The sequence below is a fragment of the Bradyrhizobium sp. 215_C5_N1_1 genome (genome assembly GCF_052075935.1).
In the GTDB taxonomy this organism is placed as follows: Bacteria; Pseudomonadota; Alphaproteobacteria; order Rhizobiales; family Xanthobacteraceae; genus Bradyrhizobium; species Bradyrhizobium barranii.
In genome coordinates, this window is the sequence record NZ_CP197228.1 from 5,904,639 (window position 1) to 5,925,188 (window position 20,550).

The following is a 20,550-nucleotide window of genomic DNA, read 5'->3' on the forward strand; positions in this document are numbered from 1 at the left end:
ATGGCCCGGTTTGAACGCGCAGAACTGTTGAAACGCTTCCGCGACATGGCAAAGCGCGGCGAGCCCATCATCGGCGGCGGCGCCGGCACCGGCCTGTCGGCCAAGTGCGAGGAAGCCGGTGGCGTCGATCTCATCGTCATCTACAATTCCGGCCGCTATCGCATGGCCGGCCGCGGCTCGCTTGCGGGATTGATGGCTTATGGCGACGCCAACGCCATCGTGCTGGAGATGGCCGGCGAAGTGCTGCCCGTCGTGACCAAAACGCCAGTGCTCGCTGGCGTCAATGGCACGGATCCGTTCCGCGACATGGACGTTTTCCTGGACCAGTTGAAGGCGCTCGGTTTCGCCGGCGTGCAGAACTTTCCGACCGTCGGCCTGATCGACGGAGTGTTCCGCGCCAATCTCGAAGAGACCGGCATGTCCTACGCGCTCGAGATCGACATGATCGCCAAGGCGCGCGAGAAGGACCTGCTGACGACGCCCTACGTCTTTACCGAGAAGGAAGCCGCCGCGATGGCGATCGCGGGCGCGGATATCATCGTCTGTCACCTCGGCCTCACGACCGGGGGCACCATTGGCGCGCAGACCGCGCCCAAGCTCAAGGATTGCCCGGCGCGCATCGACACCTGGGCCTCCGCCGCGCTCAGCGTCAATCCGGACATTCTGGTGCTCGCCCACGGCGGACCGATCGCCGATCCGGACGACGCCGATTTCATCATGAAGAACACCCGCTACTGCCACGGCTTTTACGGCGCCTCCTCGATGGAGCGGCTGCCGGTCGAGCGGGCGCTGACGGATCAGGTACGCAAATTCAAGGCGATCGGCGCGCGATAACGCCGGAAGGTCGAGGGAGGGAAATATGTCAGGGACTCTGGTCGGTGAATTGATCCTCTGGCTGATCGTCGCCATCGTGGTGATCGTGGTCGGCGTCTACATCGTGAACTGGCTCTACCATCGCTCCTCCAAGGAGACCTCATTCGTCCGGACCGGCCTGCTCGGCGAGCGCGTCGTGATCAACGGCGGCGCCTTCGTGCTGCCCTTCATCCACGACTACACGCCCGTCAACATGAACGTGCAGCCGATGGGCATCGTGCGCTCCCGGCAGGACGCCGTGATCACCCGGGACCGCATGCGCGTCGACATCGAGGCCGACTTCTATGTCCGCGTTCAGGCGACCCGCGAAGCCGTGTCCATCGCCGCCGCCACGCTCGGCCGCCGCACCATGGAGCCCGAGAAGCTCCACGCCCTCCTCGCCGGCAAATTCATCTCCGCGATCCGTTCGATTGCCTCGGAGATGACCCTGGAGCAGATGCACGAGCAGCGCGGCGAGTATGTGGCCCGCGTCAAAGCGAACGCGGCTGAGGCCCTCGCTCAGAACGGACTCGAGCTGGAATCCGTTGCGATCACCGATCTCGACCAGACCGATCTCGAATTCTTCAACCCCTCGAACCGCTTCGACGCCGAAGGTCTGACACGCCTGATGGAGGACATCGAAGCCAAGCGCAAGCTGCGCAACGACATCGAGCAGGATTCGATGATCAAGATCCGCTCCCGGAATCTGGAGGCCGAGCGACAGGCCCTCGAGATCGAGCGCGAAAGCGAGACGGCTCGCCTCGAGCAGGAACGCGACATCGAGATGCGCCGCGCCCTGCAACGCACCGAGGTCGCGCGTGAACGGGCCTTGCGCGAGACCGAGGCCGAGCAGGCGCAGATTTCCGCGCGGGAGACCATCGAGAAGGCACGCATCGCCAACGACCAGGCGATCGCGGAAGCCCGTATCGCCTCGGAGCGCGAGACACGCCAGCGGGAGATCGAACGCACCCGCACCATCGAGGAGAAGGAACTGCTCGCCCGCGAGGAGGTCGAGAAGACCCGGATCGCCAACCAGCGCTCGATCGACACCAGCCGCATCGCCTCGGAGCGCGAGGTGCGCCAGCGCGAAATCGAGCGGATGCGTACTATCGAGGAAGCCGAGATCGCCGCCCGCGAGGCGATCGAGAAAGCGCGTATCCAGCAGGACCGGGTGGTGACCGACGCCCGCATTGCCAATGAAGAAGAGACACGGCGCCGCGAGATCGAGCGGACCCGCGCCGTGGACGAAGCCGAGATCGCCGCCCGCGAAGCGACCGAAAAGGCCCGCATCGCCCAGACCATGATTGTCAATGTCGAGCGCATCGCGTCAGACGAGCGCACCCGCGCGCTTGAGATCCAGCAGGTGCGCACGATCCAGGAAGCCGAGATCGAGGCCCAGCGCGCGGTCGAGGCTGCGCGCATCGCTCGCGAGCGGACGCTTGCCGCCGAGCGCATCGCCGCCGAGCAGAACACGCGGCAATTGGAGATCGAGCGGAACCAGGCACTCGACGTCGCGGGAATCACGGCACGCGAGGCGACGGAAGCCACCCGTATCGCCCAGGAGGAGCGAGTTCGTTCGCTCGAGATCGCCCGCAACCGCGCCGTCGAGGAAGCCGATATCGCCTCCCGCGAAGCGATCGAGGCCGCGCGCATCGCGCAGGAGAAGGCGATCGCGGCCGAGCGGATCCAGGCCGACAGGGAGACCAAGGCGCTGGAGATCGAGCGGACCGCCGCAGTCGAGGCAGCCGACCTCCAGCGTCGCGACGTAATCGAGCGCCAGCGCATCGGCGTCGATCTCGCGCTGGAGTCCGAGCGGATCAATTCGTCCAAGAAGCGCGAAGTGCTCAATATCGAGCAGAAGAAGGCAATCGAGATCGCGGACGAGGATCGCGTCATCGCGCTCTCGACCAAGCGCTCGGAACGCATCGACGCCGACCGCCAGGTCAAGCAGGCCGAGATCGTCGCACGCAAGGACGTCGAGACCACCGACGTCTCGCGCGAGCAGGCGCTGGAGGCGGCGCGGATCGAACGCCGCCGCTCAATCGAGCAGCTCGAGGTCGCCCGCGTCCAGTCGCTGCAGGAAGCCGAGATTGCCGCGCGCGAAGAGGTCGAGCGAGCCCGCATTTCGTCGGATCGCGGCTTGGATGAAGCCCGCATCGGCCGCGAGCGCGAGCTGCGCAAGCTCGAAGTCAACCGCGAGAAGGAGGTCGAGACCGTTCTGATGGAGAAGGCGATCGCGATCCACCTGAAGTCGCTGGAGGAGTCCGCAGCCAGGGCCTCGGCCGAGGAAGCGCGGATACATGCGACGGAGGCCACCGAGCGCGTCATCACCGCGCGCGAAAACGAGATCGCCAGGCGTCGCAAGAGCGTGGAAATCGTGATCGCCGAGAAGCAGGCCGAGGAGACCCGAATTGCCGCCGAAGCCGAGCGCGTGCGCGCGGCCGTCGAGGCCGAGGCACAGCGGCTGCTCAACGAGGCCGAGAACGTGCTGACCGACCAGGCTCGCTACTCGCTGTTCCGCAGGAAGCTGCTCGACCGCATCGAAGGCATCGTGCGCGAGAGCGTCAAGCCAATGGAAAAGATCGAGGGCATCCGCATCCTCCAGGTCGACGGCCTCAACGGCAACGGCCATGGCGGCAATGGCGGCCGCAGCGCCACCGACGAGGTGATCGACTCGGCGCTGCGCTACCGCGTCCAGGCGCCGCTGATCGATTCGCTTCTGGCGGATATCGGCGTCGAGGGCGGCAGCCTCGCCAAGATGCCGGGCCTGATCCGCGAGGCCCGCGACATGCAAGGCATCAAGGAGTCCGCCCGCAAGGGCGGCGGTGGAGGCGGAGGCGGCGAGAAGCCGGCTGCAGCTCCCTCGCCTTCCACCGAGGGCGAGCCGCCCGCGGAGCGCAGCCCCCGGAAGAAGAGCTGAGGTCACATCATGGCCCGCGTCTATGTCTCAACCGTCGTCAATGCGCGCAACGATCGCGTCTGGGCGCGGGTGCGCGACTTCAACGGCATGCCGAACTGGCATCCCGCGATCGCGGAAAGCCGGATCGAGGGCGGCGAGCCCTCGGACAAGATCGGCTGTGTCAGGGATTTTCGCCTGCGCAACGGCGACCGCATCCGCGAAAAGCTGCTCGGCCTTTCCGACTACGACATGTTCTGCACCTATTCGATCCTGGAATCCCCCATGGGCGTGGAGAACTATGTCGCGACGTTGCGGCTGACGCCGGTCACCGACGGCGACCAGACCTTCATGGAATGGACCGCCGAGTTCGACTGCGCACCCGAACGGGAAGCGGAGCTCGTCGGCAATATCGGCGGCGGTGTGTTCCAGGGCGGCTTCGACGCCCTCAAGCGCCAGTTCGGAGGGTGAGCTCCGTGCCGCATATCGTCAAGAGCACGATCCTGGATGCGCCGACCGATGCCGTGTGGGACGTGCTGCGCGATTTCAACGGACACGATCGCTGGCATCCAGCGGTCGCAACCTCCACGATCGAGCGCGCGCACTCGCCTGACAAAATCGGCTGTGTCAGGCGCTTCAAGCTCCAGGACGGATCTGAGCTGCGCGAGCAATTGCTGGCGCTGTCCGATCTCGAGCAGACCTTCAGCTACTGCCTGCTCGATACGCCGGTGCCGATGTTCAACTACGTGGCGCATGTCCGCCTGCTGCCGGTGACCGACGGCGACCGCACCTTCTGGCACTGGGAGTCGCGCTTCAGCACCCGGCCGGAAGACCGCGATCGCATCATCCACATGGTCGCTGAAGACATCTATCAAGCCGGCTTCGAGGCGATCCGCCGGCACCTGAAGGAGGCGGCATAGCAATGGCCGTGACAGTGAAGACTTTTGCCAGCACCAGCGAAGCGGCCGGTGCGCTGTCGGCAGATCGCGGCGCGCGCTATCTCGGCGGCGGCACGCTGGTGATGCGGGCGCTGAACGAGGGTGACGTCTCTGTCTCCACCGTCATCCGCGCCAACGACCATGCCCTGACCCGGATCGACGCATCGGGCCCGCGCGTGACGCTCGGGGCCGGCATCACCTTCGCAAAAATCCTCGCCGAGCGCGACCTCGGCTTCCTGCACGCCCCTGCCCGCTCGATCGGCGGACCTGCGGTGCGCAACATGGGCACGGTCGGGGGCAACCTGTTCGCGCCAAGTCCTTATGGCGACTTCACGGTGGCGCTGCTTGCGCTCGATGCCACTGTCGCCGTGCAGGGCGGCTTTGGCACGCGCGACATCGCCATCGAAGAGTTCTTGCAGTCGCGCGAGCGGCAGGCCGGCACGCTGGTGCTCTCGGTGTCCTGCGCACGGCCGGCGAGCGCGGACGCCTTCCGCTACCACAAGGTCGCCCGTATCAAGCCAAAGGGCGGCTCCGTCATTACGCTCGCAGCCCATCTGCCGATCAGCGGCGGACGGATCGCCGGGGCGCGGATCGCGCTGGGCTCGATGGCGCCGACCCAGATTCGGGCACGCGCCGCCGAGCGTGTGCTCGAGGGACGCTCGCTGGATGCCGCGACCATCGGGGCTGCGGCGTCCGCCGTCACCGAGGGCACCTCACCCTTCGACAACGCGCTCGGCAGCGCCTGGTATCGCCGCGAGATCGCCGGCGTACATCTGCGCCGTCTCCTCTCGGGTCAGGAATAGCTCGTCATGGCCAAGACCGCCCTGCAATTTCGTCATAACGGCCGCGACGTCGCGATCTTCGTCGATGGCGGCACCAATCTGCTGGTCGCTCTGCGCGAACTGATCGGCGATATGACGCCGAAATTCGGCTGCGGCCAAGGCGGCTGTGGCACCTGCAGTGTGCTGATCGACGGCGAGCTGCACCTGTCCTGCCTGACGCTGGCGGAGACAGTCGCAGGCCGATCGGTGGACACGCTCGACGGCCTCAAGCAGGGCCCAAACCTGCATCCGCTCCAGCGTGCCTTCGCCGACAGTTTTGCCGCCCAATGCGGCTATTGCACGCCGGGCATGCTGATGGCCGCAAAGGCGCTGCTCGATCGCAATCCGCAGCCTAGCCGCGCCGAGGTCGTCGAGGCGATCTCCGGCAACATCTGCCGCTGCACCGGGTACGAACCCATCATCGATGCCATCCTCGCCGCTTCGGGCGGCCGGGCCAGCGCCTAAAGGATTTTATCATGCTGGAACTGCGCAAGGACATTTTCGCCGACGAGCGCGACGACAATCTCAAGGAGATCGGCAAGGGCACGCAGCGCCAGGACATGCTCGGCCATGTCACGGGTACCTCGAGCTATTTCAACGACCACAAGCTTCAGGGCATGCTGCATCTGAAGGTGGTCCGCTCGACACAGGCCCACGCGCGGTTGCGCCATATCGACACCACGGAAGCCGAACGATCGCCCGGCGTACGCCGGATCATCCGCGGCGCCGACGTGCCGCGCAATCTCAACACGCTTCTCAGCCTCATCAACTTCGGTAAGGACGACGAGCCTACGCTGGCGGCGGACAAGGTCCGCTACAAGGGCGAGCCGGTCGTCGCCATCGTCGCGGACAGCGAGCGCGAGGCGTTCGAGGCGATAGCAAAGGTGCGGATCGACTACGAGCCACTGCCGGTCGTACTCGACGTCGAGGACGCGCTCAAGGCCGGGGCGCCCGTCGTCAACGAGACCTATCCGAAGAACGCCTTCATCTATCACGACGTCCATGATCACCAGAAGCTGCGCTTCGGCGATGCCGACGCCGCACTCGCGACCGCCGACCACGTGCTCGAACAGCGCTACCAGATGTCTCCGATCGAGCACGCGCCAACCGAAACCAATGGCGCGATCGCCGCGCCCGACACCAACGGGCGCTACGTCGTCTACACCTCGACGCAGGCACTGTTCTTCTCGGTCGACACCTGCGCCAAGATCCTGGACCTGCCTTCCAACACCTTTCACTTCATCGGCGGCACGGTCGGCGGCGGCTTTGGCGGCAAGGTGGATACATTGACCGAGCCGCTCGCTATCCTCGGCGCGATGCTGACCGGGCGGCCCGTCCGCTATGTGTTCGGGCGTGAGGAGGAGATGCAGTACGGCCCGCCCCGCGGGGCCGAGCGCATCTACATCAAGGACGGCGTGATGCGGGATGGCCGTGTCATCGCGCGAAAAATCCGCGCCTATTTCGACAGCGGCGCCTATACGAGGCTTTCCAGCTACGCCGCCGTGAAATGCGCCGCGCATCTGCCCGGGCCCTACACTATCCCCAATGTCTATGGCGACGTCTATTGCGTCTTCACCAACCGGACGCCCGCGACGGCGATGCGCGGTTTCGGCGTCACCGCGATGGATTTTGCGATCGAGTGCCAGATGGACAAGCTGGCGAACCTCGTCGGCATGGACCCGATGGAGTTCCGGATCCTCAATGCCTATCGCGACGGCGACATAAAGGCGCATCGGCGCGAAGCCAAGAACACCGCGCTGATCGAATGCGTCCAGGTCGCCGCCGAGAAGGCGAAATGGCCGATCCGCGAGGAGTTCAAGCGAGCGTCGTCGCGCAAGGACGGCGGCGGCAGCCGCGCCGTGATCCCGCCGACACCGACGGATTCGCGCAGCCGGCCGGCCGCGCCGGCCCAGCAGCGCACCAGCTATGACCGGCTCCCGCCCACCGTCACCCGCGAACCACCGCGCGAGCCGCCGCCCCCTGCGCCGTCGCCACCTCCACCGCGGCCGGCCGCGCCCTCGCATAGCGCGCCCCGCTTCTCCTCCGTGTTCGGCACCAGGAGGCGCTGATGACCCGGCATCGCGGACGCGGCATGGCGTCGATCAACTATCCCATCGGCATGAATCTCGGCGGCGATCCCAGCCAGGCGTTGGTTCATTCCAACCCGAGCGGCAAGTTCACGGTGGCGCTGTCGTCGATCGACCTCGGCCAGGGCATGAAGTCGGTGACGCGGCAGATCTGCGCGGAGACGCTGGGCGTTCCCGTCGAGGACGTCTATGTCGATACCGCGGATTCCGACACCGGTCCGCATTGCATGGGCTCCTTCGCCTCGCGCGGCACCCATCGCGTCGGCAATGCGGTGATGGCCGCGGCGCGCGAGGCACGCGGCGTGATGATGGAGGCGGCCGCCGAGGAGCTCGAGGTCAACGCCGCCGATCTCGAAACCGACGGACGTGGCAACATCCACGTCAAGGGTGCGCCGCATCGCTCGATCTCGACCAAGGACGTCGCCATCGCCGCCCAGTTCAAGCAGGGCAAGACCATCTCCGGCCGTGGCATATTCCTCGTGCCTCTGTCCAACGTCGACCCCGAAACCGGCGAGATGTCGCCGGCGACCTGCTACGCCCATGCCTGTCTCGTGGCGGAGGTCGAGGTCGACGACGAGACCGGTGAAGTCGCGATGGTCCGCATGGACTCCGCCTATGAGCTCGGCCGCGCGCTCAATCCGCGCCTGGTCGAGCAGCAGCTCGTGGGTGGCGCCTGGATGGGCGTCAGCCACGCCCTCTACGAGACGACGGAGCCTCACTATCCCGACCCTGTTCACGGCCCCCGCGACTTCGTCGAATATCTGATGCCCGGCCCGGGCGACATTTGTCCGCACGATATCGCCGTGCTGGAGCGCCCCGCGCCAGATGGCCCGTTCGGCGCCAAGGGACCGGGCGAAATGTGCGCCAATCCCGTGCTGCCGGCTGTCGCGAATGCGATTTTCAACGCCGTCGGCGTACGCATCGACGATCTGCCGATTACGCCGGAAAAGGTGCTGCGCGCGATCAAGACTCAGGGCGGCGCGCGGCCACAGGCGCGACGCTAGGCTGGCCATGGCAGTTCGCAGCAACATCGTTGGCATCGACAGCCCCGAGGCGCTGGAGAAGGCGCTTCGGGCAGCCTATTACCTCGCCGATGAAGGGCTCGCGACCGCGGCCTATCTCGGCCTTGCCCTCGGCAAACCGCTCCTGCTCGAGGGCGCCCCCGGCGTCGGCAAGACCGAGGCCGCGAAAGCCATCGCCGCCGTCCTCGGCCGCCGCCTCATTCGCCTGCAATGCTACGAGGGCATCGACGCCTCGGCCGCGCTCTACGAGTGGAACTATCCACGCCAGATGCTCGCGATCCGCCAGGCTGGCGACGAGAGCATCGACATCTATGGCGAGACGTTTCTGATTGAGCGGCCGATGCTGGCGACGCTCCGCGCGCCCGACTCCACCGTGCTGCTGATCGATGAGATCGACCGCGCCGACCAGGAATTTGAGGCATTCCTGCTCGAATTTCTCTCGGACTTCCAGATTTCGATCCCCGAACGCGGCACGGTGCGCGCGGCCGAACGTCCCGTGGTCGTGCTGACATCGAATCGGACGCGCGACCTGCACGAAGCCCTGCGCCGCCGCTGTGTCTATCACTGGATCGACTATCCCACCGAAGAGCGGGAGGCGCGTATCGTGATGCTGCGGGCCTCCAGCGTCGCCGAGGCGACCGCGCGGGCCGTCGTCGCGGCCGTCGGCAAATTGCGCCGCGAGCCGCTCAGCAAGGCACCGGGCATCGCAGAAGCCGTCGACTGGGCTGAAGCGGCGACGCTCCTTCACAAGGGCGGTGCGCGCTGGCCCGACGCCTTCAAGCGCTCGATCGGCGTGGCGCTGAAAGACGAGGAAGACCTGCACTTCATCTCGCCACGGCTCGACGTCATGCTCGCGGAGGCAACCGCATGAGCACCGAGCCGGAGCTTCCGCGCGCCGCCCGCATCTTCGTCTCCTTCGTCGCGCTGCTGCGCGCTAACGGCTTCGCCGTCGCGCCCGAGCAGACCACCTCCTATCTCGCCGCGATCGAGCTGCTCGGGCCGCGCGACCTCAACGACATCAGGCAATCGGCGCTGGCCACGCTCGCCCCGCCACCCGAGCGCCGCACGACCTTCGACCGGCTGTTCGACCTGCACTTCCGCGGCAGCGAAGCCATCGAACATGTCGATGACGGCGAGGATGACGAGACTGTCCGGCTCCAGGAAGAGGGCCGCGGCGAACAGGATCCCCTGTTCTCCGACGACGCCAATGAATCCGGCCTTGCCGCGACGCGCGCCGAGGCGCTGGTGGAGCGCCGCTTCGCCCAGCTCTCCGCCACTGACGCGCTCCGCCGCCTGGCCCGCGAGGCCTCCCGGCGCCTGCCGCAGCGTCGCGGCCACCGGCGCATGCGCGCCCGCCGCGGGCCGTTTGCCGACCTTCGCCGAACCCTGCGCGAGTGTGTCCGGAACGACGGCGAGATCCTGCGGCTCGGGCACCTGAAGCGGCGCCCGCGCCGACGAAAACTCCTGCTGCTGATTGACGTCTCCGGCTCGATGAAGATTCGCACCGAGGAGAACATGAAGCTCGCGCATGCGCTGGTACAGGCCGCGCCCAATGTCGAGGTCTTCACCTTCGGCACGCGGCTGACCCGCGTCACCCGCCCATTGCGCCTCAAGCGTCGCGAGCAGGCGCTGAGCGCGGCGGCGCACCTCGTCAGCGACTGGGATGGCGGCACCCGCATCGGCGACGCGCTGCAAGCCTTCCTCGCGGTGCCGCGGTTCGGTGGTTACGCGCGAGGCGCGGCCGTCGTCGTCGTGTCGGACGGGCTGGAGCGCGGCGAAGTCGATGCGTTACGCGACGCGGTCGCAAAGTTGTCGCGGCGCGCCTGGCGCGTGAGCTGGCTGACGCCGCTCGCGACGGGCCCGGACTTCCGCCCGCAGACCGAGGCGCTGGTGGCCATCCAGCGCTTCGTCGATGATCTCGTGGATGGCGGTTCAAGCGCGTCGATTGTCGCGCACATTCTGACGTTGGGACGGAGGAAAGCGGCGTGAGCGACATTGTCGACGGCCATCATCACATCTGGCGACAGGCCGACCTGCCCTGGCTGACCGGCCCGATGCAGCCGCGCATCTTTGGACCCTACGAGCCGATCCGTCGCGATTATCCGATCCGGGAATATCTCGACGACCTCAAGGGCACCGGCGTCACCCGTTCGGTCTATGTCCAGACCAACTGGGCCAACGACCGTTTCGAGGACGAGGCAGCCTGGGTCCAACAGACTGCCGACGAGCACGGCTGGCCGCATGCCATCGTCGCCTACGCCGATTTCGCCGTCGACGACGTGCGCCCGCAACTCGATCGCCTGAAGCGCTACCCGCTCGTGCGCGGCGTGCGCATGCAGCTGCACTGGCACGACAATCCGCTCTATCGCTTCGCGGCCAAGCCCGATCTCTGCGTCGATCCCATGGTCCGCCGCAACATCGCACGCCTGGCCGACTACGGTTGGAGCTTTGACCTCCAGGTCTTCACGCCGCAGATGCCGGACGCGGCGCAACTCGCCGAGTCTTGCCCCAGGGTGACCTTCATCCTCCAGCATGCCGGCATGCTGGAAGACCTCTCGCCGGCGGGCCGGGCCGCCTGGCGCGCCGGGATGGCCCGGCTCGCGGTCTGTCCGAACGTGGTCTCAAAACTCTCCGGGCTCGGCACCTTCATCCATCGCAACGATCCCGCGCACATTGCGGCCGTCCTTACCGATACCGTCGCGATTTTCGGCGCGGAGCGCTGCCTGTTCGGCTCCAATTTTCCGATTGAGAAATTGTGGACCAGCTATCGGGAGCTCGTCGACGCCTTTCGTGCCGCAGCCGCGAGGCTGACGACCGAGCAGCAGGACGCAGTTTTCAGGGCGACGGCAACGCGCGTCTACCGGCTTTGACAGACAAGAACAGAACAGGGAGGGAAACGAATGGCGCTGGAGATCAAGATCCTGGACTATGGCGATATCGAGCTGGAATCGAGCTTTCTGGTCCTCGGCCGCGACTGCGGCCGCACGCGCCGCGTCCTCACCCTCGGCTTTCTGATCCTCGGCGGCAAATATCCGGTCGTGGTCGATACCGGTTACCGCTCCAACCAGATCATGGAAACGCTTGGGATGCGCGGCCTCCAGTACCATGAGCACATGATCGAGAACCAGCTCGCCCGCCATGGCGTGCGCATGGGCGACGTCCGCTTCGTCTGCCACACCCATCTGCATATCGACCACGCCGGCAAGGACGATCTGTTTCCGATGAATACGACCGTCGTCCTCAACCGGAAAGAACTCGAATATTCCGTCTCCGGCTTGATGCATCCGCAATATCCGGCGCCCGACATCAAGCATCTCATCGACCGACTGCACACCAAGAGTGCGCTGCGCTTCCTCGACCTCGAGATCACAGGTCCTATCGAGCTGATGCCCGGCGTCTATTGTGATGCGGCCAATGCACATACCGAGGGATCGATGAACGTCATCGTCGAGACTGCCGACGGGATCGCGACGATCTGCGGCGACGTGATCTACGACTTCAACGACCAGATCGTCACGCCATTCAACGAGATCCACGACTGGGAGCCGCGGACGACGGGAAACCACGGCACCAGCAAGCGGGCCGAGAAGGCGTCGATCAAGAAGCTGCTCAGCAATTCGCGCTATCTGCTGCCGGTGCACGACAGGCCGGCCAAGATCGAGGGCGGCATGGTCGTTGGACGCCTGCACGACCAGGTCCCCGGACCGATCGTGCAGTCGCTGCCCGCGCGCAACTGGTTCCCTGCCTGACGTGACCTGAGGATATCGACCGATGACGCATGTCACCTTGCGCTCCGAATTCGAGACCCTGATCGACCCCTACACGCCGGTCGCGCAGGTCGGAACGGGTTTTGACTTCACGGAGGGGCCGATCTGGCATCCGGTCGATCATTATCTCCTGTTCTCGGACATGCCGGGCGACGTGCGCCGGCGCTGGGATGCGCGGCGCGGCGTCGCGGAGGTCAAGCGCCCGTCGAACAAATGCAACGGCATGACCTACGATGCCGAGCTCAATCTGATCGTCTGCGAGCACGCGACCTCGTCGCTGATCCGTGAGCGGCCGGACGGGCGGCGCGAGGTGCTGGCCTCGCACTTCCAGGGACAGGAGCTCAACAGCCCCAACGACGTCTGCGTGCACTCCTCCGGTGCCATCTATTTCTCCGATCCCTGGTATGGCCGCATGCCGGTCTATGGTGTCGAGCGGCCGCGCCAGCTCGGCTTCCAGGGCGTCTATCGCGTCATGCCCGGCGGCGAGCCAACGCTCGTGGTGGACCGCAATTTGTTTGACCAGCCAAACGGGCTGTGCTTCTCGCCCGACGAGAAACTGCTCTATGTCAACGACACCGTGGAGGCGCTGATCCGCGTATTCGACGTCAACGGCGACGGCTCGCTGTCGAACGCGCACGTGTTCGCGAGCGGCATCCGCTCCGAGCTGGAGCCGGGCCTGCCCGACGGCATGAAGTGCGACCAGCATGGCAATGTCTGGGTCACCGCGCCCGGCGGCGTCTGGGTCTATTCGCCGCGCGGCGAGTTGCTGGGGAAGGTCCGCGTGCCTGAGCTCGTCGCCAACCTTGCCTGGGGTGGCCCGGATTTCCGCACGCTCTATTTGACGTCGACGCATTCGGTCTATGCGATCCCGACCAAGGCCGGGCCGCGCCACGAGCCCTATATGAGCGGCAAACGCGGCAGCGGCCGCGCAAGTGCCGGCCCCGCCTCTGCGGCGCCCATCCTCGCCGACGGCGAGATGCGGCTCGATCCGAGCCGCTGCGCCATGATCATCCAGGATCTTCAGAACGACGTCATCATGGATGGCGGCGCATTCGCCGAGTCAGGCGCACCGGGTCATGCGAAGCAACAGCATGTGGTCGAGAACGTCCGGCGCTTGGCGGAGACAGCTCGCGCGCGCGGCGTCGCCATCATCCATGTCTGGTTCGTGGTCGAGCCCGGCGCACCCGGCGTGACGCTGAACGCACCGCTGTTCGAGGGTCTCGTCGACAGCAAGGCGATGGTGCGCGGCAGCTGGGGCGCCGCCCCGGTCTCCGGCCTCGAGCCGCGGCCCGGCGATTTCGTCGTCGAGAAGATGCGGATGAGCGCCTGGGAGGGCACCCGGCTGGAGACGATCCTGAAAGCCACCGGCCGCGACATGATCATCAACACCGGCGCATGGACCAACATGTCGGTCGAGCACACCGCACGCACCGGCGCCGACAAGGGCTATTTCATGATCGTGCCGGAAGACTGCTGCTCGACCATGAATGCCGACTGGCACTCCGCCTCGATCAACTTTGCCATGCAGAACGTCGCCGTCGTCACCCGGGCGGATGCCGTCATCAGAGCGCTGGGATGAGTGGTGGCAAAGCTCTTGCACCTCTCCTGCTCGCCCCGTGCCGACTCCGAGTCGAGCGCCGGCGCGCGCGTCTTTCTTGACGGGTTTCGGCAGGCCCGTCCGGACTGGGATATCGACGTCGTGGATCTCTGGCGCGAGCGGCTGCCGGAATTCGCAGGTCCCATCGTCGAGGCCAAATATGCGCGCATGAAGGCGCAGCCCTTCAACGACGCGCAACGGGACAGCTTTGCGGAGGCCGAGCGGATGGCGCTGCGCTTTTCACTGGCCGATCGGGTTCTGATCTCGACGCCAATGTGGAACTTCAGCATTCCCTACAAGCTCAAGCAATGGTTCGATGTCATCGTCCAGCCCGGGCTCACCTTTCGGTTCGATCCCTCCCTGGGATATCTCCCGCTGCTGAAGGACCGGCCGACCACGGTGATCCTCGCCAGTGGCAGCGATTTCGCCACCGGAATGAACCGCGGGCGCATCGACATGGCAACGCCTTACCTGCGGGAAATTTTGCGCTTTATCGGTATCAGCAATGTCCGTTTCGTGCCGATCGGGCCAACCACCGGACCGCAACAGCCCATCGAGGCTGCCCGCGAAAGAGCCCATCAGCACCTCGCAGCAATGGCGGCGAACTTCTGAGCACCGTTGAGGCCGTTGCCGCACTTCGCGACACCTATCGAAGCAAGCTGCGCATCACCTGCGAACGCTAATCACGGCAGGTTGTCCCGCAGAAAAATATCGATGCGGATGCGCTCCTGGTCGGGGCTGATGGGTTCACCCGAGCAATGCGCGAGCAGAACTCGCGCCGCAGACCGCGCCTCGTGGCCGGGATCCTGGTTGATGATGGCATCGAGCGTGCCGCGGACCAGGAAACGCCGCGTGTACTGGGTCAGCTCGTGCGTGATCCAGACGACTTCACGCGCGCGGCCCGAGGCCTCCAGCGCATCGGCGATGCCGCGGTTCCCGGCGCCACAGCAGTAGATGCCGCGGAGATCGGCGTGGCGCGCCAGCAGTGCGGCCGTGAGCTCCCGCGTGCGCTCGCTGTCGTCGCGACCTTCGATCACCGGCAGCGCGAGCAGGCTCGGATACTCGCTGGACAGGATCTGGTGGAAGCCGAACTGCCGCTCGGTATGATCGCGCAGCGATAACGATCCCGCGATCACGGCAACTTTCCCCTCGCAGCCGGCGAGGAAACGTCCCATCAGCGTTGCGGCAGTTCGCCCCGCGGCCGGGTTGTCGATGCCGACATAATGCAGCCGCCGCGAGCTCGGCGCGTCCGACACAAGGGTCACCACGGCGACCCCGCGCGTGGCGAGTTCGTCGATCGCTGCGCGCACCCTGGGATGGTCGAGCGCGATGACGGCGACGCCCTGATAGGCCGGCGACAGGTTTTCCAGCGCACCGGCGAGCACATCCGGATCGAACACGTCGACATGGAGGATATCGATGAAGCCGCGGTGGCCGGCGAGCCAGTCCGCGGTGCGCTGGACCTGCTCGGCCAGGTTGGTCATGAAGCTGTTGCTGCCGCTCGGCAGCACGAAGGCGAAGCGGAACGTCTGCCCGCGGGCGAGCCGCGCGGCCGCGACGTCGGCACGATAGCCGAGTTTTGCAACCGCAGCTTCGACACGCGCGACGGTCTTGGCACGCACGCCCTCGCGCCGGTTGACGACTCGGTCGACGGTAGCGAGCGAAACGCCCGCGGCGCGTGCGACGTCCTCAAGCGTAGCGCGAACCGTCGGCTGGGTCGCGCCAGCTGTCATTCCCGCGCCGCCCACAGCATGCCGCGGGTCATCAACGTGCGGATCTCCGGTACGTCGAGCTCGTAAGCGCGGTGGCCGAGCGAGGAGTAGAACACCCTGCCCGCGCCGTATCGCTTCTTCCAGACCACCGGCATCACCACGCCGTCGATCCAGGGCGCGTGCTCGCCGGTGAAGGTCGTCGTCGCCAGCACCTCGTTGGCGGGGTCGACATGCATGTAGTACTGCTCGGAACGATGCTCGAAACTCTTCAGCCCCTTCATGATGGGGTCATCTGGCTTCGTCAAGTCGACCTTGTAGTCGATGATGTTGCCGGGATGCGCGACCCACTGCCCGCCGCACAGGAACTGGTAGTCGACGGACTCGCGGAACGCATCGCACATGCCGCCATGATGCCCGGCCAGCCCGACGCCGCCACGCACGGCCGCGCAGAGATTGAGCGCTTCCGCCTTCTCGATCTTCGACATGGTATAGATCGGGATGATCAGCGACAGATCGTGGATCGCGGGATCGGCGAACGCCGCCGTCGTGGTCTCGACCCGAACCTCAAAGCCTTCCGCCTTCAGCCAGCCGCGGATCATCGAGGCGCAGAGATCGGGATCGTGTCCCGGCCAGCCGCCCCATACAATCATTGCCTTGCGCATGGTCATTCCCTCAGTCGATCTGTCCGGTTTCACGTCCGGCCGGCAGCATCGCCGGCCGCTCCACGCAGCTCCCGATCTTGACGCGGCGTCCTTCGTCGGCGGAGGTCTGGAACGCCTCCATCACCTCGAGCACATGGAAAGCGAGCGCGCCGCTGGCGCGATGCGGACGGTTGTTCAGGATCGCGGAGGCCATGTCGGCGACCCCGATGGAACGAAACTCGCCATCGACATGACCGTGGGTCAGCGGCACCGGCTCCCATTCACCGCCAGTCTTCGCGACCTGCACCTCGCCGCCGAACCGGTTCGGGTCCGGCACCAGCATGCTGCCCTTGTCGCCATAGATCTCGATCGGCGCGTGCCGGTGCTTCGGCACGTCGAAGCTCATCGCGATCGAGACGACCGCACCGCTCTCGAATTCGAGCGTGCCGGCGACATGGGTTGAAACCTCGACCGGGATAAGGGTGCCGTTCATCGGCTGGCTGGTGACCAGCCGTTCGGATTTCGGGCGCGCGGTCGAGCCCATCACGCTCGCGACCGGGCCAAGCAGCTGCACGAGATCCGTGATGTAGTACGGCCCCATGTCGAGCATCGGCCCTCCGCCGCGAAGGTAATAGAAGCCCGGCGACGGGTGCCAGCGCTCATGGCCAGGACAGCCGAAGAAGACGCTGCCCGCGACTGGCGTGCCTATCGCGCCATCGTCGATCAGCTTGCGCGCGGTCTGGTGGCCACCGCCAAGGAACGTATCGGGCGCGCAACCGACGCGAAGGTCCTTCTGCGCGGCGAGATCGATCACCTTGCGGGCTTCCGCGACGTCGATGCCGAGGGGCTTCTCGGAATGAACGTGCTTGTCGGCATTCAGCACGGCGAGGCTGACGTCGGTGTGGGCGAGCGGGACCGTAAGATTGATGACGATCTCGACATCCTCTCGCTTGAGCAGTTGGTCGACCCGCATCGCCGGCAGCCCGAAGGCGGCGCCCTGCCGCTCTGCCGCATCGCTGCGCATATCGGCGAGCGCCTTGATTTCCATGACCGGAAAGCGCTGGGCCGCCTTCAGATAGGCGGTGCTGATATTGCCGCAGCCGATGATTCCGATGCCGACTTTTCTCATTGTAATCTCCGTAAGGTATCGTTCATCCCTTGACCGCGCCTGCGGTGAGGCCGGCGACGATGTGCTTCTGCGCCAGAAGAAACAGAATGATGGTGGGCAGGATGGTCAGCGTGATGAAGGCCAGGATCAGGTGCCATTCGGACGAATACTCGCCCTGATAGACCATGATGCCGAGCGGCCAGGGATAGAGCGCATCGGTGTTGAGCATCACCAGCGGCAACAGATAGGCGTTCCAGCTGTTGACGAAGGTGATGGTCCCGACGGTCGCCAGGATCGGTCGCGACAACGGCAGCGTCACATAGCGGAAGAATTTGATGTAGCTGCAGCCGTCGACCAGCGCGGCCTCGAGCAGTTCATAGGGAATGTCCTTGAAGAAACGCCGCAGCAGCAACACGCTCATCGCGAGGCTGAAGGCCACCTGCGGCAGCACCACGCCAAAATAGGTATCGAGCAGCCCGAGATCGCGCACCGTGATGAACAACGGCAGCACCGCGGTCGCGGCCGGAAACAGCAGGCCGAGGGTCAGGTAGCTCAACAGCATCGATGAGCCGTAGAACCTGACATGGGCGAAGGTGAACGCCGCCATCGAGGCGACGATCAGGGTCAGGGTCACCGTGAGCGTCGAGATGATCAGCGAGTTGCGCAAAAGCTGCCAGTAGCGCGTAGAGAACAGGATGTCGGCATAATTCTGCCACTCCCAGTGACGTGGCAGGCCGAACGGATTGACGCGCAGTTCGCCGAGCGATTTGAAGCCGCCGAGCAAGGTCGCGAGCAGCGGCACCAGCACGAAGACGGCAACGACCGCGAGGAACACCGCCTTGAACAGCACGGCGGGATCGAACGGCGTACGATTGGTCTCGGTGCTACTCATCGCGCATGAACCATCGCTTGTACGTGAAGGCAAAGGTCACGCAGATCGTGAACAGAATGACACCGATGGCGCTGCCATAGCCGACCCGCATGCGGGAGATGCCGTTGTTGTAGAGAAAGCTTACCAGCGTGTTGGAGGAGTCCGCCGGCCCCCCGCGCGTCAGCGGCATGACGAGGTCGAACAGCTGCAGCGAGCCGACGATGGCGAAGAACACCGAGAGCCGAATCGTCGGATAGAGCAAGGGGATGACCACGTGTCGCAGGGCTTGCGATCGCGTCGCGCCGTCGATGCGCGCGGCCTCGATCAGGCTCTTGTCGAGGCCCTGGAGCGCCGCGATGAACAGCATCATGTGGAAACCGAAGTACTTCCAGACGACGACGATCAGCACAGCCAGCATTGCCGTGTCGGTCGAGGCCAGCAGATGCGGGGGCTCGGCGCCGAAGGTACGCCAGATCGAGGCGACAAGGCCGTAATCGCCGTCATAGACGAAGCTGAAGATCAGCCCGGTCGCGATCTCGGCCAGGATATAAGGCATGAAGAACAGCATGCGCAGCGCCACCGCCCCGCGAAAGCGTTCGGCGAGCATCAAGGCCAGCGTGAGCGCAAGCGGCAGCTGGATGGCGAGCGAAACAGCGATGATCAGCCCGTTGTTGCGCAGCGCGAGCCAGAAGGCGCGTGTCTCCAGCACGAATCGGTAATTGTCGAAGCCGATCCAGTTGGTCGGCCTGCCGAACCCGTTCCAGTTGAAGGCCGAGTACCAGGCCGCCTCGCCGATCGGCAGCACCACGAACAGCGTGAACAACAGCAGCGCCGGCGGCAGGAACAGAATGAGGACCGTCAGCCTGCCGTCCCAGCTCGGGCCGCGCTCGGCGACCTGGGGGACCATCTCACCGGCAACGTCCATCGCCGACACGCTCGCGGCCCGCCGTACCACCGTCAGTTACCCTGCTTCCACGCCGCCTCGATCGCCTTGGCCGCGTCTTGCGGACTCATGCTGCCGCCGGCGATCTCCGCGGTAACGTCGTTGACGACGCGGCCGACCGAGGGGCCGAGGCTCTGGTCATAGAAGTTCTGGTGGTAGTTCGACTTCGCCAGATTGGCCGCGATCAGCTTCATGAAGGCGTTGTTGAGACCGGCATCCGCGCCCTGCACCACCGGGATGATGAAGTTGCCCGCAGCGAGCCGCGTCTGCACGTCCCTGGAGACGAAGTATTTCAGAAAATCGACGGCCTCCTTCGGCGAGCCCTTGGTGATCAGCCAGCCGGTGATGCCGCCGAGCGTATCGGTTGGCGCGCCCTTGCCGCCGGCCACGACCGGGAAGTCGAACCAGCAGATCTTGTCTTCGCTCAATCCGACCTTGTCGGCGGCAAGCGCGCGCTGCAAATGATAGACCGTGCTGATGGCGAGCGTCATCGCCGCTTTGCCATCGCCGAAATAGCCGACGGCTTGCGGATTCTTGAAGCCGAGGAAACCGTTCTGGAACGGCTGCAGATCGACCAGCTGCTTGAACAGCTCGCCGGATTTCTGGAAGGTTTCGCCGGCGAAGCCACCATTCTCGCCGCGCAGCGCCGCGTCGAACGCCGGCTTGCCGCCGACGCGCACCGCCAGATGCGTCCAGTAGAAATGCAGCGGCCATTTGTCGGCGCCGCCGACCACGATCGGGGTCACGCCGGCGGCCTTCAACGTTTTCACCGCGGCAAGAAGATCGTCCCAGCTCTTGATCCCTGCGGGATCGACCTTCGCCTTCGCCATCAGCTCCTTGTTGCAGAGGAAGCCGACCTGCGACAACGCGGTCGGAAGACCGTAAACGCGGCCGTTGGCCGTGAAGGCGGCGAGCGCTGCCGGCGTGAGGCTGTCGCTGTACCCTTTCACCTGATCGGTGATGTCGTCGAGGACGCCGGCCTCGATCTGCGTCTTCAGGACGCCGCCGGCCCAGCTGTAGATGATGTTCGGCCGGTCCTTGGATTGCAGGATGGTCGGCAGCTTGGCCTTGTAGGCCTCGTTCTCGAGGAACTGCATCTCGATCTTGGTGCCGGGATGCGACGCCTCATAGGCCCGCGCAACCTCCTCCCAGATCTTCACCTGGGCCGGATTGGCCTCGATGTGCAACCACTTGACCGTTGTGTCGGCCGCGGCGGAGTTGGCCCAAAGCAGGCATGCGGCGGCGGCGAGTCCCAGCTTCCCGAGCAGTCTCATCACATTCCTCCCACCGGCTCT

General features: G+C 65.6%; 20 protein-coding genes. 14 read left to right on the plus strand and 6 right to left on the minus strand.

Features of this window, described 5'->3' with window-relative positions:
• From AB7G19_RS28550 to AB7G19_RS28615, 14 genes are read left to right on the plus strand one after another with little or no spacing between them, the layout of a single operon-like run.
• Window positions 1-834 carry a phosphoenolpyruvate hydrolase family protein gene (locus AB7G19_RS28550; protein WP_063984343.1) on the plus strand — a complete coding sequence of 278 codons (834 nt, stop codon included), beginning with the start codon at window positions 1-3 and terminating at the stop codon, window positions 832-834.
• A gap of 25 nt (window positions 835-859) precedes the next feature.
• Window positions 860-3,772, plus strand: coding sequence for a flotillin domain-containing protein (locus AB7G19_RS28555; RefSeq protein ID WP_441268526.1), 2,913 nt, complete (start codon window positions 860-862; stop codon window positions 3,770-3,772).
• A gap of 9 nt (window positions 3,773-3,781) precedes the next feature.
• Window positions 3,782-4,219: an SRPBCC family protein gene (locus tag AB7G19_RS28560; protein WP_014496426.1), complete on the plus strand. Its 438-nt coding sequence runs from the start codon at window positions 3,782-3,784 to the stop codon at window positions 4,217-4,219.
• A gap of 5 nt (window positions 4,220-4,224) precedes the next feature.
• Window positions 4,225-4,668 (plus strand): SRPBCC family protein, encoded by a 444-nt coding sequence (locus tag AB7G19_RS28565; RefSeq protein ID WP_441268527.1) that lies wholly within the window; start codon window positions 4,225-4,227, stop codon window positions 4,666-4,668.
• A gap of 2 nt (window positions 4,669-4,670) precedes the next feature.
• Window positions 4,671-5,489 carry an FAD binding domain-containing protein gene (locus tag AB7G19_RS28570; protein WP_441268528.1) on the plus strand — a complete coding sequence of 273 codons (819 nt, stop codon included), beginning with the start codon at window positions 4,671-4,673 and terminating at the stop codon, window positions 5,487-5,489.
• Between the two features lie 6 nt (window positions 5,490-5,495).
• Window positions 5,496-5,972, plus strand: coding sequence for a (2Fe-2S)-binding protein (locus AB7G19_RS28575; protein WP_441268529.1), 477 nt, complete (start codon window positions 5,496-5,498; stop codon window positions 5,970-5,972).
• 11 nt (window positions 5,973-5,983) lie between these two features.
• Window positions 5,984-7,576 (plus strand): xanthine dehydrogenase family protein molybdopterin-binding subunit, encoded by a 1,593-nt coding sequence (locus AB7G19_RS28580; protein WP_441268530.1) that lies wholly within the window; start codon window positions 5,984-5,986, stop codon window positions 7,574-7,576.
• Window positions 7,576-8,598 (plus strand): xanthine dehydrogenase family protein molybdopterin-binding subunit, encoded by a 1,023-nt coding sequence (locus tag AB7G19_RS28585; protein WP_441268531.1) that lies wholly within the window; start codon window positions 7,576-7,578, stop codon window positions 8,596-8,598. The genes AB7G19_RS28580 and AB7G19_RS28585 overlap by 1 nt, the downstream gene beginning before the upstream one ends.
• A gap of 7 nt (window positions 8,599-8,605) precedes the next feature.
• Window positions 8,606-9,487 carry an AAA family ATPase gene (locus AB7G19_RS28590; protein WP_071915377.1) on the plus strand — a complete coding sequence of 294 codons (882 nt, stop codon included), beginning with the start codon at window positions 8,606-8,608 and terminating at the stop codon, window positions 9,485-9,487.
• A complete protein-coding gene (locus AB7G19_RS28595) occupies window positions 9,484-10,605 on the plus strand; it encodes a vWA domain-containing protein (protein ID WP_441268532.1) in 1,122 nt (373 codons plus the stop codon). The genes AB7G19_RS28590 and AB7G19_RS28595 overlap by 4 nt, the downstream gene beginning before the upstream one ends.
• Window positions 10,602-11,486 (plus strand): amidohydrolase family protein, encoded by an 885-nt coding sequence (locus tag AB7G19_RS28600; protein WP_441268533.1) that lies wholly within the window; start codon window positions 10,602-10,604, stop codon window positions 11,484-11,486. Before AB7G19_RS28595 ends, AB7G19_RS28600 begins: the two co-directional genes overlap by 4 nt.
• Window positions 11,487-11,516: 30 nt before the next feature.
• The gene (locus tag AB7G19_RS28605) at window positions 11,517-12,365 is read left to right on the plus strand and encodes an N-acyl homoserine lactonase family protein (protein WP_028147221.1); all 849 of its coding nucleotides are present in this window, start codon (window positions 11,517-11,519) and stop codon (window positions 12,363-12,365) included.
• A 22-nt stretch (window positions 12,366-12,387) separates the two neighbouring features.
• Entirely contained in the window at window positions 12,388-13,962 is a 1,575-nt protein-coding gene (locus AB7G19_RS28610; protein WP_441268534.1) for an isochorismatase family protein, read from the plus strand.
• Window positions 13,963-13,965: 3 nt separating this feature from the next.
• Window positions 13,966-14,592, plus strand: a complete 627-nt coding sequence (locus AB7G19_RS28615; protein WP_039157148.1) for an FMN-dependent NADH-azoreductase — start codon at window positions 13,966-13,968, stop codon at window positions 14,590-14,592.
• Window positions 14,593-14,663: 71 nt separating this feature from the next.
• Here AB7G19_RS28615 and AB7G19_RS28620 read toward each other — a convergent pair whose 3' ends face one another.
• The 6 genes from AB7G19_RS28620 to AB7G19_RS28645 are packed head-to-tail and all read right to left on the minus strand — an operon-like array spanning window position 14,664 to window position 20,529.
• Window positions 14,664-15,713, minus strand: coding sequence for a LacI family DNA-binding transcriptional regulator (locus AB7G19_RS28620; protein WP_441268535.1), 1,050 nt, complete (start codon window positions 15,711-15,713; stop codon window positions 14,664-14,666).
• Entirely contained in the window at window positions 15,710-16,354 is a 645-nt protein-coding gene (locus tag AB7G19_RS28625) for a ThuA domain-containing protein (protein ID WP_014496439.1), read from the minus strand. Before AB7G19_RS28625 ends, AB7G19_RS28620 begins: the two co-directional genes overlap by 4 nt.
• A gap of 10 nt (window positions 16,355-16,364) precedes the next feature.
• Window positions 16,365-17,462 carry a Gfo/Idh/MocA family protein gene (locus AB7G19_RS28630; RefSeq protein ID WP_441268536.1) on the minus strand — a complete coding sequence of 366 codons (1,098 nt, stop codon included), beginning with the start codon at window positions 17,460-17,462 and terminating at the stop codon, window positions 16,365-16,367.
• 22 nt (window positions 17,463-17,484) lie between these two features.
• Window positions 17,485-18,333 carry a carbohydrate ABC transporter permease gene (locus AB7G19_RS28635; protein ID WP_441268537.1) on the minus strand — a complete coding sequence of 283 codons (849 nt, stop codon included), beginning with the start codon at window positions 18,331-18,333 and terminating at the stop codon, window positions 17,485-17,487.
• On the minus strand, window positions 18,326-19,267 hold the full coding sequence (locus AB7G19_RS28640) for a carbohydrate ABC transporter permease (protein WP_441268538.1): 942 nt from the start codon (window positions 19,265-19,267) through the stop codon (window positions 18,326-18,328). The genes AB7G19_RS28635 and AB7G19_RS28640 overlap by 8 nt, the downstream gene beginning before the upstream one ends.
• 2 nt (window positions 19,268-19,269) lie before the next feature.
• On the minus strand, window positions 19,270-20,529 hold the full coding sequence (locus AB7G19_RS28645) for an extracellular solute-binding protein (protein ID WP_028155765.1): 1,260 nt from the start codon (window positions 20,527-20,529) through the stop codon (window positions 19,270-19,272).
• Window positions 20,530-20,550 lie beyond the last annotated feature (21 nt).